General features: G+C 68.7%; 11 protein-coding genes and 2 pseudogenes. 9 read left to right on the top strand and 4 right to left on the bottom strand.

Translation table 11 applies throughout. From position 1 onward, the window contains the following. The first annotated feature begins 70 nt into the window (after window positions 1-70). From O7624_RS26415 to O7624_RS26375, 9 genes and pseudogenes are all read left to right on the top strand, one after another. Window positions 71-963: pseudogene (locus O7624_RS26415) on the top strand (IS5 family transposase). Window positions 964-1,115: 152 nt separating this feature from the next. Further along, window positions 1,116-2,008: pseudogene (locus O7624_RS26410) on the top strand (IS5 family transposase). Between the two features lie 93 nt (window positions 2,009-2,101). Continuing rightward, window positions 2,102-2,839 (top strand): hypothetical protein, encoded by a 738-nt coding sequence (locus O7624_RS26405; protein WP_282237672.1) that lies wholly within the window; start codon window positions 2,102-2,104, stop codon window positions 2,837-2,839. A gap of 178 nt (window positions 2,840-3,017) precedes the next feature. Continuing rightward, the gene (locus O7624_RS26400; protein ID WP_282237671.1) at window positions 3,018-3,338 is read left to right on the top strand and encodes a hypothetical protein; all 321 of its coding nucleotides are present in this window, start codon (window positions 3,018-3,020) and stop codon (window positions 3,336-3,338) included. A gap of 3 nt (window positions 3,339-3,341) precedes the next feature. Beyond that, a complete protein-coding gene (locus tag O7624_RS26395; RefSeq protein WP_282237670.1) occupies window positions 3,342-4,022 on the top strand; it encodes a class I SAM-dependent methyltransferase in 681 nt (226 codons plus the stop codon). A 478-nt stretch (window positions 4,023-4,500) separates the two neighbouring features. Then, window positions 4,501-5,181 (top strand): GPP34 family phosphoprotein, encoded by a 681-nt coding sequence (locus tag O7624_RS26390; protein WP_282237669.1) that lies wholly within the window; start codon window positions 4,501-4,503, stop codon window positions 5,179-5,181. A gap of 39 nt (window positions 5,182-5,220) precedes the next feature. Further along, complete coding sequence (locus O7624_RS26385) at window positions 5,221-6,714, top strand: APC family permease (RefSeq protein WP_282237668.1); 1,494 nt, start codon at window positions 5,221-5,223, stop codon at window positions 6,712-6,714. Between the two features lie 13 nt (window positions 6,715-6,727). Next, the gene (locus tag O7624_RS26380) at window positions 6,728-7,387 is read left to right on the top strand and encodes a GNAT family N-acetyltransferase (protein WP_282237667.1); all 660 of its coding nucleotides are present in this window, start codon (window positions 6,728-6,730) and stop codon (window positions 7,385-7,387) included. A gap of 11 nt (window positions 7,388-7,398) precedes the next feature. Then, the gene (locus O7624_RS26375; RefSeq protein WP_282237666.1) at window positions 7,399-8,004 is read left to right on the top strand and encodes a GNAT family N-acetyltransferase; all 606 of its coding nucleotides are present in this window, start codon (window positions 7,399-7,401) and stop codon (window positions 8,002-8,004) included. Between the two features lie 3,660 nt (window positions 8,005-11,664). Here O7624_RS26375 and O7624_RS26370 read toward each other — a convergent pair. The 4 genes from O7624_RS26370 to O7624_RS26355 all read right to left on the bottom strand — a co-directional run bounded on the left by O7624_RS26370 (window position 11,665) and on the right by O7624_RS26355 (window position 16,537). Beyond that, window positions 11,665-13,872, bottom strand: coding sequence for a phage minor head protein (locus O7624_RS26370; RefSeq protein ID WP_282237665.1), 2,208 nt, complete (start codon window positions 13,870-13,872; stop codon window positions 11,665-11,667). Window positions 13,873-13,874: 2 nt separating this feature from the next. Continuing rightward, on the bottom strand, window positions 13,875-14,108 hold the full coding sequence (locus tag O7624_RS26365; protein ID WP_282237664.1) for a hypothetical protein: 234 nt from the start codon (window positions 14,106-14,108) through the stop codon (window positions 13,875-13,877). Window positions 14,109-14,340: 232 nt separating this feature from the next. Next, on the bottom strand, window positions 14,341-16,218 hold the full coding sequence (locus O7624_RS26360; protein ID WP_282237663.1) for a hypothetical protein: 1,878 nt from the start codon (window positions 16,216-16,218) through the stop codon (window positions 14,341-14,343). A gap of 4 nt (window positions 16,219-16,222) precedes the next feature. Continuing rightward, window positions 16,223-16,537, bottom strand: coding sequence for a hypothetical protein (locus O7624_RS26355; protein ID WP_282237662.1), 315 nt, complete (start codon window positions 16,535-16,537; stop codon window positions 16,223-16,225). Window positions 16,538-16,589 lie beyond the last annotated feature (52 nt).

The following is a 16,589-nucleotide window of genomic DNA, read 5'->3' as shown; positions in this document are numbered from 1 at the left end:
TGTTCGAGATGTAGCGAGGTCTCCGGTATCTGGTTCAGCGACCAAGCAGAACCCGAACACCGGAGACCTCGTGGACACCCTAGCGGTGGCGAGGCGGCATGACCTGACCGACGCAGAGTGGGTGGCGCTGGAGCCGCTGCTGCCTGCGGGGCGTAGGCCAGGTCGGCCGTCGACGTGGACGAAACGGCAGCTCATTGATGGGATCAGGTGGCGGATAAGGGTCGGTGCGCCGTGGCGGGATGTTCCGGAGTGCTACGGATCCTGGGCCGCGGCGTATGGGCTGTTCCGGCGTTGGCAGCGTGATGGAACCTGGGTGAAGATCCTGACCGTGTTGCAGGCTGTGGCTGATGCGGCCGGGCGCGTGGTCTGGGACGTGTCGGTGGACTCGACGGTCGCCCGGGCTCATCAGCACGCCGCTGGGGCGCGTAAAAGGGGGATCTGCAGGCCGAGCCGCCGGGCGGGGTCACGGTCGAGCCGACCGATCACGCGCTCGGCCGGTCGCGCGGTGGGCTGACCACAAAGCTGCATCTGGCCTGCGAGCAGGGGCAGAAGCCGTTGTCGATCGTGTTGACCGCTGGGCAGCGCGGGGACAGCCCGCAGTTCAGGGCGGTGCTCGACGGGATCCGAGTGCCCCGTCTCGGCGCCGGCCGGCCCAGGACCCGCCCGGACCGGGTCCTGGCCGACAAGGCGTACACGTCGAAGGCCAACCGCCGCTACCTGCGCCGTCGCGGCATCGCCGCGACGATCCCCTCGAAGGCCGACCAGGACACCAACCGGCGCAAGCTGGGGTCCAAGGGCGGCCGTCCACCGGCCTTCGATCCCGAGCGGTACAAGCAGCGTCACGCCGTGGAATGCGGCATCAACCGGCTCAAGCGCAACCGCGCCGTGGCCACCCGATTCGACAAGCTCGCCGTGCGTTACGAAGCCACCGTGCACGTCGCCGCGATCAGCGAGTGGCTGTGACCGACTTCGACACAGGCTCTAGAGCCTGTGTCGAAGTCGGTGCCAGGGCTTGAGTTGTTGGTTGAGGATCTTCGCGTGTCGGTGTTCGAGATGTAGCGAGGTCTCCGGTATCTGGTTCAGCGACCAAGCAGAACCCGAACACCGGAGACCTCGTGGACACCCTAGCGGTGGCGAGGCGGCATGACCTGACCGACGCAGAGTGGGTGGCGCTGGAGCCGCTGCTGCCTGCGGGGCGTAGGCCAGGTCGGCCGTCGACGTGGACGAAACGGCAGCTCATTGATGGGATCAGGTGGCGGATAAGGGTCGGTGCGCCGTGGCGGGATGTTCCGGAGTGCTACGGATCCTGGGCCGCGGCGTATGGGCTGTTCCGGCGTTGGCAGCGTGATGGAACCTGGGTGAAGATCCTGACCGTGTTGCAGGCTGTGGCTGATGCGGCCGGGCGCGTGGTCTGGGACGTGTCGGTGGACTCGACGGTCGCCCGGGCTCATCAGCACGCCGCTGGGGCGCGTAAAAGGGGGATCTGCAGGCCGAGCCGCCGGGCGGGGTCACGGTCGAGCCGACCGATCACGCGCTCGGCCGGTCGCGCGGTGGGCTGACCACAAAGCTGCATCTGGCCTGCGAGCAGGGGCAGAAGCCGTTGTCGATCGTGTTGACCGCTGGGCAGCGCGGGGACAGCCCGCAGTTCAGGGCGGTGCTCGACGGGATCCGAGTGCCCCGTCTCGGCGCCGGCCGGCCCAGGACCCGCCCGGACCGGGTCCTGGCCGACAAGGCGTACACGTCGAAGGCCAACCGCCGCTACCTGCGCCGTCGCGGCATCGCCGCGACGATCCCCTCGAAGGCCGACCAGGACACCAACCGGCGCAAGCTGGGGTCCAAGGGCGGCCGTCCACCGGCCTTCGATCCCGAGCGGTACAAGCAGCGTCACGCCGTGGAATGCGGCATCAACCGGCTCAAGCGCAACCGCGCCGTGGCCACCCGATTCGACAAGCTCGCCGTGCGTTACGAAGCCACCGTGCACGTCGCCGCGATCAGCGAGTGGCTGTGACCGACTTCGACACAGGCTCTAGCCGGCTAGCTCCGCAGGACCGCCCAACCACCGCAAACGGATCACATCCCCCTCTGGAGAGGAAGTACCGCGATGACGGTAGCCACTGCGGACCTTATCAAGGTCGACCTGCCCACGCCGTTCACCAAGACCTGGGAGCGCATCCCCGGCATCACAGTCGACGGGCCGACGCTGACGATCAAGCCGGAGGAATTCTTCTTCCGCTACGAAAACCCGAGCTGGCTGCTGTGCGACTGGCAGCGGGTTCGAGGCGACCTGCTCCCAGCGGTCGAGAGCGAGGACCTGACCATCGAGCAGCTCGTGCTGGACTTCGTCAAGGAGCACGGGTACGCCACCACGGACCCGGCCGAGGTGCTGCGCACCGCTCACGATGTGTACGCCCACATGTTCCGTGAGGAGCACCTGCAGGACCCCGGCCTGGACTTCGTGCCCGACGGGACGCTGCTGATGCTGCGCGAGTGCGGCACCCTGATGGCCCTCAACCGTGTCGAGCTGGACGGGCACATCAGCAACGTGTCCCCAGCCTGGATGCTATGCGCTGCGGCGCAGGTGGTCTACGATCTGGACAAGGCGACCGCTGAAGTGCTCGACGAGCTGTATCACGGCACCTGGTTCAACGAGTCGCGGCGACGCGAGAGTCTTCTCGCGCACGCGGCTCTCGGCGGCAGGCTGGTCCACGCCTGCCAGGGCGCTCCCAACATGTCCGGCGGCTGCGTCGTGCCCTTCGGCACCGACGTCGAAGTCATGCGCCGCGAGCTGACCGGCATGCGCGTGCCCTGGATCGAGCGCACCCTGGCCCCGCTGAGCTGACAGAACCGGTGGCCGCGCGGCGTCTCCAGCCGCTTCATCCTGCCTGCGGGGCCACCACAACCCGAACCGGTGGCCGTGCGCGGCGTTCCCACGCTGCGCACGGCCACCCCAGCACCCTTGAGGAGTGGCAGTGGCGGTAGCCAGAGACACCAGCGGCCGGGTCGTGACGGTCCGAGACATGCTCGACGGCATCAGCACCTCGCTGAAGTACACGAACTATCAGCTCGACACCGCCGGCACCGGTCACGAGCCGCACCCGTGGAACTGGACCGAATCCGCCGGCCACTTCCGCAGCGTAGTGACCAAGGAAGCTGAACTCGCTGAACACGTCGCCCGCGCCATCGACCGCTGGGTCAAGGCCAACCCCCAAACCGACGCAGCGAACCTGGCAGCCATGCGCGCTGCTTCCAAGGACTTCAAGGCCGCTGCCCGCAGCCTTGTCAACCTGGGTAAGAAGATGCGCAACGTCCAGTCCTGCCTCGACGTCACCCGGTCCTAACCGATGCGCACCAGCATCTCCACCACCGTCAACCGGCAAGCTTGGGACCGCGAGGCACGACTCGCGCTACCGCACGACCGGCCTATGGTCCCCGGGCGGGTCGAATGGACGCAGTATCCCGGCCACGGCCCCAGCACCGAACTATTCGGCGACGTGAACGGCCTGACCATCGCCGAACTCGGCTGTGGCAACGGTGACAACCTCGCCCCACTCGCCGCGCGCGGCGCCCACTGCATTGGAATCGACCTCGCGCCCACGCAGATCAGCCGGGCGCGCATCCGGTGGGGACACCTGCCGATCCGGTTCCACTGCGCCGACGCGCGTGCCTTCCTCACCCGCACCCGCCCCCTAGACATCTGCTTCTCGATCTTCGGGGCGATCGGCCTCTGTCCGCCTGAACAGTTACTGCCGCTGATTGCACAACACCTCCGCCCCGGAGGCCGACTGCTGTTCTCCGTACCTGACCCGACCTGGCTCGGACCGCGACGCGCCCTGATGCGACTGGCTGATGGAAGCTACGTACCCGTCGCCCGTTGGCTATCCGGTCTGCAGGGCTGGAAAGCCGCAGTGAACGCAGCCGGACTGCACCACCGGCACGCTGACTCCATCCCCACCCCTGTCGGCGACGCCACCTGCTGCCTGCTGATACGCGCCCAGAAACCCGCAGAACAGCGCGATGGCTAACCTACCGATCGGCTGCAGATCTCGGTTCAGCGTCCTCATTTGCCGGGAAGGCCCCGCGCTCAGATGTCGGGTGCACACGCGATGGCTGGTCGACCCGCTATTGGAGGCCCACCGCCGCATCACTACCTCGCTCATCTCGCGACTTCTCCAGGGAAGAGCGGTGCCGCGGCAGCCCTGCTGAACAGCTACACCCCCAGGTGCGGTTGTCCGCACGTTGATCGGCATCCGCCGTGTGTGGAATGCGGTCAGCGTCACGACAACAACGGCTGCTTCCACTGCGCGACGGTGGGTGCGGGCAGCAACCGCGGGCGGTGGAGGAATTGGCTCACCATGCCGGTGGCCGTGAACTGCTTCGACAGTTCGAGCTGTCTGTTCCTTGTGATGAATCTAATCAGGAAGGTGAGCCACGGTGACCACCCCACGTCATGGCTCCGCCGGCGGCGGTTACGCCCCACACCTGCACGAGCACCGGGCACCAGTGGAACCGGCTCGGCCGGTACGCGCCGTCGTCAGCGCTGTCGCCCAACCCACGCGCCTCGCGGACGAGTTCTTCTACCTGGCGCACGACGATCAGACGGGTCGTTCGCGGCTGTTCGAGTCCGCGACGGTGCATGGCCTGGCTGCCGCGTTGTTGGCTGAGCTGTGTTGGGAGAGGCGGGTTACGTTCGAGGGTCGGCATGTGCGGGTGATCGATCCGTCGCCGCCGAAGGATTGGCTGCAGCACCTCGTCCTCGACCGGTTGGTGGCTGAGCCGCGTCATACCGCGACGCGGACGTGGTTGGCGTTCCTTGCCGACACTGCTTACGAGCAGGTGGCGACCCGGATGTGGCAGCTCGGGCTGCTTCATCGGCAGCAGGCCGGTCGGCTGTGGCGTCAGCGCATCATCTACATCCCCACGGATGTGAACACCGCCGCCTGGTCGTGGGCTCGCCTTTCCTTTCAATTGCGCAGACACCAACGGCTGAATGCCTTCGATGTGGCTCTCGCTGGGCTGGCGCTGCGCACTCAGCTCGATCCGATCCTGCTCGACGGCGCGCCCTCGGCCGCCCGGGGGTTCCTGCGTAAGCAGGTTGAGCAGGCGCCCCCGCCGCTTTCCGATCTCCTTGCTGATCTCGGTGCCGTTGTCGGCGGTGCCGTGTTGAGCCACCGCACTACCTGAGTGCAGTCCCCCCCATTCCTTTTGGCTGAGAGAGAGCCCATGTCTCGTTCGAAACCCGACACCGTGTCCGCTGTCCTGGCTCGGGGGCGGCTCGGTATTCCGTCGGTGGTGTTCTTCGTGATCGCCGCCGCCGCGCCACTCACGGTGATCGCCGGTGGGGCGACGACGGGGTACGCCATCACCGGCGTCACCGGAATCCCCGTCGCGTACCTGCTCGTCGCGGCGGTGCTCGCCCTGTTCGCCGTCGGCTATGTGGCCATGTCGCGGCGGATCGTCAACGCCGGCGCCTTCTACACCTACGTCGCCCGGGGTCTCGGTCGTCCGGCCGGTGTCGGGGCGGCGATGGTCGCGCTGCTGGCGTATAACGCGATGCAGATTGGCCTGTACGGCGGGGCGGGCGCGGTCACCGCGCAGTTCCTCAACGACCGGTACGGCTGGCACCTCACCTGGTGGGTCTGCGCCCTCGCCGTCTGGGCCATAGTCACCGTCCTCGGCGTCGCCCGCATCGACCTCAACGGCCGGGTCCTCGCCGTCGTCCTCGTCGCCGAGTGCGTCGTCGCCCTGACCTTCGACGCCATCATGATCACTCACCCGGCCGACGGTCAGGTCAGCTTCGACACCCTCGCCCCGACGCACGTGTTCGCCGCCGGCATCGGCGCGGCACTGGTCACCGCCATCACCGGATTCGTCGGCTTCGAAGGCACCGTCGTGTTCAGCGAGGAAACGAAGGACCCTCGCCGTACCATCGCCCGCGCCACCTACATCGCCGTCGCCGTCACCGGCCTGCTCTACGGGTTGTCGGCGTGGGCGATGTCCGTGGCCACCGGCCCCGACCGCATCGTTGAGGCGGCCCGCGCCGACGGCACCGACCTGATCTTCAACCTGGTGTCCCCGTACCTGGCGGACAGTGTCGTCACCGTCGCCCGGGTTCTGTTCATCACCTCGCTGTTCGCGGCCCTGCTCTCGTTTCACCACACCGTCGCCCGGTACCTGTTCGCACTCGGCCGCGAGCGGGTGCTGCCGGCGGTGTTCGGACGGACCAGCCGGCGTACCGGCGCGCCGAAGGCCGGCTCGCTCGTGCAGAGTGGCCTCGCCGCCACGGTGCTGGTCGGCTACGCCCTCGCCGGGGCCGATCCGATCGTGCACCTGTTCTTCTGGATCACCGTCACCGGCGGCCTCGGCGTCCTCATCCTGATGACGGTCACCTCCGCCGCGGTGATCGGCTTCTTCGCCCGGACCACCCACGCCGAAGGGTCATGGCGGTCGCGGATCGCGCCGGGAACCGCGACGATCGCGCTTGGCGGGATCCTCACCGTCACCCTGCGGGAGTTCGCCACGCTCCTCGGCGTGGAGCCGGACTCACCACTGCGGTGGGCGTTCCCCGCCGCCTACGCCGCCGCCGCACTCGCCGGCATCGCCTGGGCGCTGGTCCTGCGCTGCACCAACCCCGACGTGTACGCCGCTGTCGGCTTGGGCGCGGACAGCGACACCGGACCACTGCGCGCCCCCGACGCCGTCCGCCAACCCGCCTGACCAGGGAGCTGCCATGACCGTCACCAACAACAAGCTGCTTGTCCGCCCCGCCACCGAGGCCGACGCCGAGCCGCTTATCGGCGTACTCGCCGAGGCGTTCCACGAAGGTCCCGTCGCCGACTGGCTGATCCCCGACCCCGACGAGCGACGCACCGTCTACCACCGCTACTTCACCGACGCCTTCCACCACGGCCTGAAGCATGGGCAAGTGCACACCACCGCCGACCAGACGGCCGTGGCCATCTGGTACCCCCGCCTCGAACCCACCCCCACCGACGTTGATGAACGCCTGGGGACGCTGGAACGCATCGCCGGTGCGTACGCGCCGAAGTTCGTGCTGCTGGAGGAGACGTTCGACGCCCTCCAACCCGACGAACCACACCACTACCTCGCCTACCTCGCCGTCGACCCCACCCGCCAGAACCGCGGTATCGGGGCCGCGCTGCTGGCCGAGCATCACCGTCGCCTCGACGATCTCGGCCTACCGGCGTATCTGGAAGCCAGCAACATGCGAAACCGGCGGCTTTACCTCCGCCTCGGCTACACCGCGGGCCCCACCATCGTGCTACCCGTCGACGGCCCGGTCATCTGGCGCATGTGGCGCGGCGCCCCCACCAGCACCGGCGGCCGGACCTCGTTCCCGCACACCGTGCCACGCCGGCGGTCACTGTGACGGCTGGTTCCGTGATCGCGCCACCGATCCGACCGGCGCGGGCCGGCGACGTGGCCACCATCGCCGCGCTACTCACCGACGCCATCGCCACCGACCCGCTCGCGCAACGGCTCGTCCCCGACCCGGCCGAGCGGCAACACGTCTACCACGGGCTCCTCGCCATGGAAATCGACCACGCCGTGGAGTGGGGACACGTCGACGTCACGCTCGACATGACGGCCGTCGCCGTGTGGCAACACCACCCGCCGGCGAGGGCGGCCCCGCTGTCCGACTACCACCTGAGCACCTTCACCGGCCGGGCCCTACCCCGGTTCCAGCAGCTCCACACCCTGCTCCGCCCGTATCGGTCCGGTGCCCCGCACCACTGGCTCGCCCGGCTGCACGTCCTCACGCCAGCGCGCCGGCAGGGTCTCGGTCGAGCGCTGCTCGCGCACCACCACCAGCGCGTCGACCAACTCGGCTATCCGATCGACACCGTCACCACCACCACGGTCCGGGACTTCCTGACCCGGCAGGGCTACCACGCAGGAACACCGGTACTCCTGCACGGCGAGCCGCAGCTGTGGCCCCTACGTCGCGCCGGCCGACCAGTTCCGCTCACCACGGCGGCCGGCTGAACCACCACCGACCTGCCCTACGAATACCTACACCTCCAAAGTGGACCCGCGCCAGCGACGCGATCCGCCGCGAAGACCTGCGACGCTGGCAACACGACGACGGCACCGAACACGAGGTCACCCACCGCGCACCGGACGTGCGAGGCGTCGACCACCAGCCCACACCCGCGGACCAGAACCTATTCACCGAAGCCACGCCCACCACAACCCGATACCAGGGCGACCTGCACCCGTACCTGCCCACACCGTTGCCCACCGACACGACCACCCTCGCTGGGCTGCTGGCACCGCCCGAGCTGGCGGCCGAACCCGCCTACGCGAGACTGCTCACCTGGGGCATCGTCGGCCTAGCCACCAGCCAGTACCTCGACCAATACGAGCGGCGAGCGCTCTGTACGTCTTGGCGACAGTGCCCGGCATTGAGTACCGCGGAACCACCAACGACCTCGCCGGGCGCACCGAGCTCGCCTTCCGGGTACTCGCCGACGCATCGACCACTACGCTGTTCATCGACCCGGCCACCGGCGCTGCTCGCCGCCCAGGAACGCATCGCCGCACCCCGCCCGGGCCTGTTCTCGTCCGTCCTCATCCTTCAGCGGGGTCACACCGACGCCGATGACGTACCGCCCGAGCCCGCCCAGACCCCGCTCCGGTAGAGGCCGTCAGCCGTCGCATCATCCACAGGAAGCCGGGCTGGCGACTCCTGCAACTGGGAAACGGCGCTCATGCTGGACCGGTCGGCGAGGTCACCGTCCGGGCTGCTGGCCACGGCCACGCGCAGGTGGAGCAAGGCCCGGCCCGCAGGCCACCGACCGCCCCACCCCGCGCCGGCGCCGTTACGACGCTGGGTGGGGCTTTAAGCGCTACGGCCTTAACGCTCGACAGGCTACCGACTGCCGCCAGTCACCTTCGGTGACGACGAACAGCAATACCCCTAGCTTCGGCAGATCTAAGCCACACCTGTCGAGACCGGCATTGCCAATCTGAAAGACGGGGCTAAGTGCACTCCAACCCAGCCGGCAAGTGGCATCTGAGGCCGTCCTCATGAGACGCTGTCAATGCAGAAAACGCCGATCCAATACATCGGTTCGGACAGTTAGTCCAACTCGCTACAGGAGGCCCGCTTGGCACTGCCTAACACCCCGACCGAGCCCCAGGAGCCCAACTCCAGGGACGGCGACGCAGAGGCGCTGATCAGCCTAAGCTTCGCATCCGCGCTGGTAGAGCTACTCAACAACCTCAGTGCGGTACCAACAGACAAGGCCCCCGCCCTGACTTGGCTGGGAGCCTTGGCCGCGGCCGGAATCTTGATCATGCTTTGGCGGAAGCACAACGATCACTGATTCCAGCCCTACTAGTTCCTCCTGAAGGGGTCGCTCAATTGAGCGGCCCCTTCGCCATTTCTACCACAAGCTCGCCAGAAGCGCCAGAACGACGATTTCCGTCTCCGTCTTGCGCGGTGCCATACGCGAAACCTCCCACTTTTTCCAAAACCCACTCCTAGCAATTGGCAATTACCCCTTGATCGAGTGAAGCTTGTTGGTGGGAGCGTTTGGTATGCCGGCACGGAAATTAGGTGCAGGGGCGTTGCCCGGCGGAGCAGGCACGGACCGGACCTTTAGGTAGCCGGTGTGGGCACGCCGGCGAAGCGGCCTTCCACTGACGGAGCGGCGGTGGTCGCCCCGACATGAGTGGCGGGCCTTAAGGCGAGGGGCTCGTGGATGACTACGAGATCGTCCACTGATCCTCCGATTCGGAGCGTCACGGTCACCCTGACCGCCGGTTGGTCACCCTGACCGTCACGGTCACCCTGACCGCCGTTGGTCACCCTGACCGCCGGTTGGTCACCCTGACCGTCACGGTCACCCTGACCGTCACCGTCACCCTGACCGCCAGGCGTCACCCTGACCGTCACCGTATCGGTAAGCAGCCCCCATGAGCACGTAGCCGGAGGAGTCGGGCACTGGTAGTCGGTACCGGTACCGGCAGTCGGGCACTGGTAGTCGGTACCGGTACCGGTAGTCGGGGGCACTGGTAGTCGGTACCGGTACCGGTAGTCGGGGGCACTGGTAGTCGGTACCGGTACCGGTAGTCGGGGGCACTGGTAGTCGGTGCTGGTACCGGCAGTCGGTACCCGAAGCGGAACCCGAGACCGAAAGAAGAGACCGGAGCAGCGAGACAGGGCGGAGCGGAGAGGCGGAGCAGGGCGGAACGGAGGCGTGGAGCAGGGCGGAGCGGAGAGGCGGAGCAGGGCGGAACGGAGGCGTGGAGCAGGGCGGAGCCGCCTCGGGTGCCGACTACCGGTACCGACTATCACTGCCGACTGCCGACTGCCGGTACCGGTACCGGTACCGACTATCACTGCCCGACTGCCGGTACCGGTACCGACTACCAGTGCCCGACTGCCGGTACCGGTACCGACTACCAGTGCCCGACTCCTCCGGCTACGTGCCCTGGGGGCTGCTTACCGATACGGTGACGGTCAGGGTGACGCCTGGCGGTCAGGGTGACGGTGACGGTCAGGGTGACCGTGACGGTCAGGGTGACCAACCGGCGGTCAGGGTGACCAACGGCGGTCAGGGTGACCGTGACGGTCAGGGTGACCAACCGGCGGTCAGGGTGACCGTGACGCTCCGAATCGGAGGATCAGTGGACGATCTCGTAGTCATCCACGAGCCCCTCGCCTTAAGGCCCGCCACTCATGTCGGGGCGACCACCGCCGCTCCGTCAGTGGAAGGCCGCTTCGCCGGCGTGCCCACACCGGCTACCTAAAGGTCCGGTCCGTGCCTGCTCCGCCGGGCAACGCCCCTGCACCTAATTTCCGTGCCGGCATACCAAACGCTCCCACCAACAAGCGCACCACCACGCTAGAGACATCCGATACGCGCCCACTGGTTGAACGTTCTCGATGGCCACAGATAGTTGGGGCACCTGCCGGGAATCAGGCTGGAAGCCCAGCTAGTCCTGCCGCCAGGGCGGCCAGGATGGACGAAACTCCTCCACCGCAGCACCCCAGGCGAGTTGCGCGGCCAACCACGTCGCATCGTCGAGTCGGGGCCACGAGCCCGGGGACGAGCTGGTTGAGCGTCGGCAGCGTTCGAACCAGGAGCACTGCGTACGGCTTACGCCATACACGCTACGTGTGGGCACTTCACAAGATCAGCAGAGCCAGGTCGCTGGCCGCAGCGCCGACAGACGCGAGCGAGCGGCGACTTCAACACGCCGCCATCCCCACGCCCCGAGCCAGAGCCGGGGCTTACCGCACCATCAGGCTCGGGGGACAAAGGTGGCTTTCGAGCAAATTGTCGCCACTCCCCACAAGACGAGCCAGGAGTGATTCACGCCACACCACTCTGACCCCCCGCGAGGGCTGGAGCCCTCTCGGCCCCGAGTCGTCGACCCGGCAGGCATTCCCCCTGGTTCACGGAGAGTAATGATCCCCCCGGACCGGCAACACCCTTCAAATGGATGCACATCGATATGTGCATTGCTGACTACTTCCATACCTGGCGGATCGTGCCGCCGCCGCCTCTCCGTATGTCGGCGACCTCCGCCGCCGTCTTCGAGTCAAACTCGCCGCCAGCACGGCCGTCCTCGTAGGACAACCGCCACACGGTGCGTCGGGCCTTGCTGCTGCAGTTGCAACCCACCAGCCTCTCCCTACTTGCCGTGCACCTCGGCGGCCAGCGCCGCCACAAGCGTCCGGCGGTCCCGGCCGATCGTCGCGGCGATCCGGTCGGCGATCGCCGCGTTCGCGAGCCGCTGCCGCTCTGCGGCGAACCCGGCCGCGACTGCCCGCCGCACCGCCGCGTCCAGGACGGCCGGGGACAGCGCCGCCCCGTCGCGACGGCCGGCAACCGGGCCAGTCGCCTTCCAGCCGGCCCAGCCAGATGCGACCATCGCGTACGCCCGCCCGGCCGACGACCGCCCCCGCACGACCGGGAACCCGCCGACGTTGACGCACAGCGCCGCGACGAGCTGCCGAGCCCCGCCGATCCACCGCCAGTCCCCCGACAACGGCGACCGGCGCAGCAGCTGCACCTGCCCCTCGGTGGCCTCCGGCACCAGCGACCCGGCAACCCACGTGCCGTGCGCGTCCCGGCCGGCCCGCACCACCGCCACCTGCGTGCCGGTGTCGTCGTAGTGCGCCACCGCGCTGGCCGCGCTGGCAGCCAGGTCGGCGTGCCCGGTGCCAGCCGTGATGTGCCCGACCGCCACCACGTCACCCTCGGCCGTCATGATCTCGGGCCGGTGGAACCAGTCGAACCCGCCCTCGGCCGGCGGCAGCACGCACTGCCCGCCCGTCAGGAACGACAGGTGGCAGTCGTTGTCCGCGAGGTGCCCGAACACCCGCCCGTCGGCGGTCACGGTGATCGGCGTCAGCTCCGCCAGGGCCGGATCGGCGAACCAGCCACGCGGCGGGTACAGCGGCGCGACCTGCCGTTTCCCACCGCTCACACCGGCTGCGGTGACCGCCTCTTCCTCTTTCGGCGTCTCCTCCGAGGGCTCGTCGTCCTCGCCGGCCGGCTCGTCGTCGGCCAGTTCCAGCCGCGCCTGCATGAACGCCTGGGTACCGACGAGCGTCACCGCCATCACCCGGCCCTTCGTCACCGTGATGTAAGGCTCCTCGCCCGACTCGATGAACGCTTCCCACTCCTCGTCGCTCATGTCCTCAATCGGCGTGCCCTTGCCGTCGGTGTACACGAACTCGAAGTCGTCCAGGTCCACCGACGGGAACAGCACCCCGGCGCGCAGCAACTCCAGCGCCTCGCCCACTTCCGGCACCGCGTCGATGAAGTCCCCGACGCCGGTCAGCTTCGACTTCTGCACCTCGCCGGCGGTAATCCGGCCGATCGTCACCGCCCCTTCGTGCGCGGGGGCGTCCTCGCGGGCCCATCGCAGCGGCAGCGGCAACTCGCGGAACGACCAGTCGCCGTCCGCCGCGAAGATCCGCCGGTCACCCGACGCGGCACCCAGCGGCGCCAGCGTCCCCTTCCACGTCGCCATCTGTCTGCCACCCTTCGCGGCTCCCGCCGCCGTCACCGTGTTGTCCAACCCCGTGGCCCGGTCCCGTCGGGGCCACGGGTGCTTCGGGATCGCAGGCAGCGGCTCGCCGGCCGGCACCTCGATCATCGTGCAGCGGCAGTTCACGACCTGACCGGGTGGTGCCGCCGGATCACCCGGGAACCGCAGCGGCACCCCACCGACCATGAACACGCCGTCCAGGGCGACTCGCTGCCCGTCCGCCGCCCGGTGGTCATGCCGCGTCCGCGTGTCGTGCGTGGACACCCACACCTTGTCCAACTTCTCGTCGAGCGCCCGCGCGGACGTCAACCAGGCCGTCAGTGTGCCCGCGTTGTACGCGCCGATCGTCTCCGTACGGGCGATCGTCACTGCCCGGTCCTCCCACGCCAGCTCGCCGAGGAGCGCCTCCACGGCGTCGCGGATCCGCGGAATGCTCGCACCTTCGGCGGTCAGCTCGGTGATCGCCGCCGTGACTTGCGTCCACGCCGAGTCCGGCACCCCCTGGAGCCGGTTCGGCAACGCCGCCAGGTACTCGTCTTTCAACTGCTCGACCCGCAAGACGTCGACGTCACCGCCCGCGTCCGCGACGCCCTCGAGGAACGTCTCGTCGACGGCGGGCAGCAGGTGCACCGTCATCGCCTCGAACCACGCCTGCCCGGCGCCGGCGAGCGCCGCCTGGTCCGGAGGCAGGGCCGCCGCGGTGACCGGTAGCGTCACGGCGCGCGCCGACCCCAGCCACGCGGCCAGGGCCGCACGGACAGCCTGCTCGACACGCTTCTCGGCGGCCACCACCCGCGCCTCGTGGGTGAGCCGCAGTGGCAGCCATCGGTCCCGGTCGGCCACGATCACTCCTCCGGGTCGGGCGGTGTCTCCGCGACGACGGTGATGGTTTGTCCGACGCACTGCACACCACCGCCGGGCAGGCACGCCGGCATCCCCGACTCGGCTCTCACCAGCCGCTGCACCGTCAGCCCGTTGTCTCGCAACTCCAGGCTCACGAAGTCCTCGTCAACGACGACGCCGACCTGCGCAAGAGCGGCACGCAGCTCGCTCAGGGTCACACTCTGCGGCTCAGCCACCGGTCCTCCTGGTCTGCTGGTAGCAGGCCGCCTCCTCCGAGTCGCAGGCGTGCTCCGCATCGCTCAGGGGCGGCTGGTCGCCGTCCCACAGCTCTCCCCACCAGCCCCAGGTGCGGCACTGCCACCAGCGGATGACCTGGCAGCCATTGCCGCGCCCGGACCGCTGGCAAGCGTGCCAGTACGCCAGGACGGACCAGATTAGGGACGAGGGCGGTCGGGGCGGTCGGGGCGGTCACGCCGGCACCAGTTCCCCGGCGACGGTGCGCGCCAAGTGCTCGCGCAGCTCGTCGACGTCGTGCCGCCGCCCGGCCACGAGCAGCCCGCCGACGTAGCCGCTGAGGGCCGTCGTCAGCTTCTCCGGGTCGACGCCAAGCCGGCCCGCCACGGCCGGGACCGCGGTGAACGCACCCTGGAGCAGGCGAGGCACCGAGGTGGGCGTGGACTGGCGCACCGTGTGGTACTCCCACACGGTCAGGTCGCTGTGCCGGTACCGCTCACGGCCGATGACCCGTTTCCCGGCGACTTCCAACGCCCGCAGCGCCAGCGCCTCGCACGCGGCCACGAACGGCCCGGTCAGCGGTTCCGCCGCAGCGGCGAGCGCCGCCCTCTCGGGCGGGCCACGGCGTTCCGTGTCGCCGTCGGGTGGCGGCGCCGTGGCCGGCGCGGGATCTTCGGCGGTCGGCGGCTCACCGGCAGGAGGCTCATCCGGCTCGGGCGGCTTCAACGCTGCCAGGTCGACCTGTACGCCAACCTGTGCGACCTCCAGCAGCCGCTGCACGAGCAGCGGCCCGGCCGCCGGCACCGTCCGGATGATCTCCAGGAGTCGGCGCAGCTCCCGCTCATCGTCCGTGGGCTTGTCCTCATCACCGAACCCCGTCTCCCGGCGCAGCGCGTCGCCGGACAGCTCACCGAGTCCGTAGAGATCTTTCGCGTCGGCACCCTTGTCGGGACTCTGCGTCAGCTCGCTGGTGTCGTACCAAACGATCCACCGCTTCGCGTCAGCGACGCCCGCCGCACCTTCCAGCGCTGGCCACAACATCTGCTGCGTCAGTGCCGCGCACACCAGCTCAAGCTTGCTCTCGACGTGGTACTTGATCGTCGCCTCGTCGGTCATCCAGGCGCCCCAATGGTTCGCCTGGGTCATCCCCAGCAGCATCTCGGGTGGGGCGTCCAGCCCGAGGGCGAGCCGGCGGATCGCGCCGTCGAGCATCGACGGGACCGACGACGACAGCTCCGTGGCGAAGCTGAGCAGACGGGCCTTCTCTAGGTGCTCAGCCGGCCCCTGCACAACGATCGGAACCAACGCGGCAACTGAGTCGCGGTCCTTCACGGCGGTGGTCATCGCCTCGGTCAGCGTCGCCAGGAACGACGACACCCCGTCCTCCGGGTTCTCCTCCTGCTCGGGAGCGACGAAGCTCAGCTCATTCGGCAGCAGCAGCACACCCGCACCCGCCAATCGAGAGTCGATCTGCGATTGCACGTACTGCGTCAGCCGCTCGATCAGCCGTAGCACCCGGCGGTTGGACTGCACCTGGGACGACGGCAGGGCGTGCTTGCGCGGGCTCGGCGACCAGATCCGCACAATGACCGTCTCGTCGGGCTCCAGTTCCCTGGTGCCCGCGCCCTGGTCGAGGATGTACTTCCCGGCCCGCTCAGACAGCTCATCCGTCGACGCGACGATCCACGTCTCCCGGTCGGTGGCGTTACCGTCCTCATCGCGTTCCGGCTCACCAATTAGGTAGCACTCGCCTGGCACACCGAGTTGGACTCCGGCGTCGGACAGCAGCTCGGCCTGTTTGCCTGGGCCGCCGAGAAACGTCTCGTTGACGCCGGCCGGCGCCTGGTCCGGCGTCTCGACGGGCCGCCCTTCGTCGTTGACCTGCGTGATGTACAGCCGGGCGCGGCCCATCGCCTTGGCGATCGTGTTCACCAGGTAGGCCAGCTCGCCGCATTCCTCGTAGTGCCGCCATGCCTCCTCCTGCCACTGCTGCTTGCTGACCTTCCGCAGGCTGCCACCGGAGTCGTAGCGCATCTTCGCCGCCGAGGCGACGACCGCAGTTGCCCTGCCAACCTCGCTGTCGGTGTTGGGCTTCGTGCCCCACCAGGCCATGCGGTTACTCCTCAGGCTCCGTGCGAACTAGCAAGCCGGTTGTGTGGGACAGGGCCAGCGCGACCGTCGGCACGTCGGCCCACCACAGACCGGACCATCGAGGGACATCGGACAGCAGCCACCATGCGGCGGCACCCGGCACGGCGATCCACACCGACAGGCACCATCGGCAGAACAACAGGTACGCCAGCGGGCTGCCTTCAGGGAGCTGGCGGATGATCGCTTCCCGTGGTGGGCGGGTGATCTCGTCGGTGACGACCAACCGGGTCACCCGGGCAACGAAGAGCAGTACCACCGCGACCTCGATCAGCTCCCCCACAGATACGAGCATACGCAGTGACATTGCGGCCGCATAGGTATGATCGAAGGGG

The sequence above is a fragment of the Verrucosispora sp. WMMD1129 genome (genome assembly GCF_029581255.1).
GTDB classification, from domain to species: Bacteria; Actinomycetota; Actinomycetes; order Mycobacteriales; family Micromonosporaceae; genus Micromonospora; species Micromonospora sediminimaris.
This window is presented reverse-complemented; position numbering and strand designations above follow the sequence as displayed.

Coding starts and splice junctions, on each gene's coding strand:
- O7624_RS26380 (WP_282237667.1), top strand. CDS start 6,728: ATGACCGTCACCAACAACAAGCTGCTTGTCCGCCCCGCCACCGAGGCC.
- O7624_RS26400 (WP_282237671.1), top strand. CDS start 3,018: ATGCTCGACGGCATCAGCACCTCGCTGAAGTACACGAACTATCAGCTC.
- O7624_RS26360 (WP_282237663.1), bottom strand. CDS start 16,218: ATGGCCTGGTGGGGCACGAAGCCCAACACCGACAGCGAGGTTGGCAGG.
- O7624_RS26385 (WP_282237668.1), top strand. CDS start 5,221: ATGTCTCGTTCGAAACCCGACACCGTGTCCGCTGTCCTGGCTCGGGGG.
- O7624_RS26405 (WP_282237672.1), top strand. CDS start 2,102: ATGACGGTAGCCACTGCGGACCTTATCAAGGTCGACCTGCCCACGCCG.
- O7624_RS26395 (WP_282237670.1), top strand. CDS start 3,342: ATGCGCACCAGCATCTCCACCACCGTCAACCGGCAAGCTTGGGACCGC.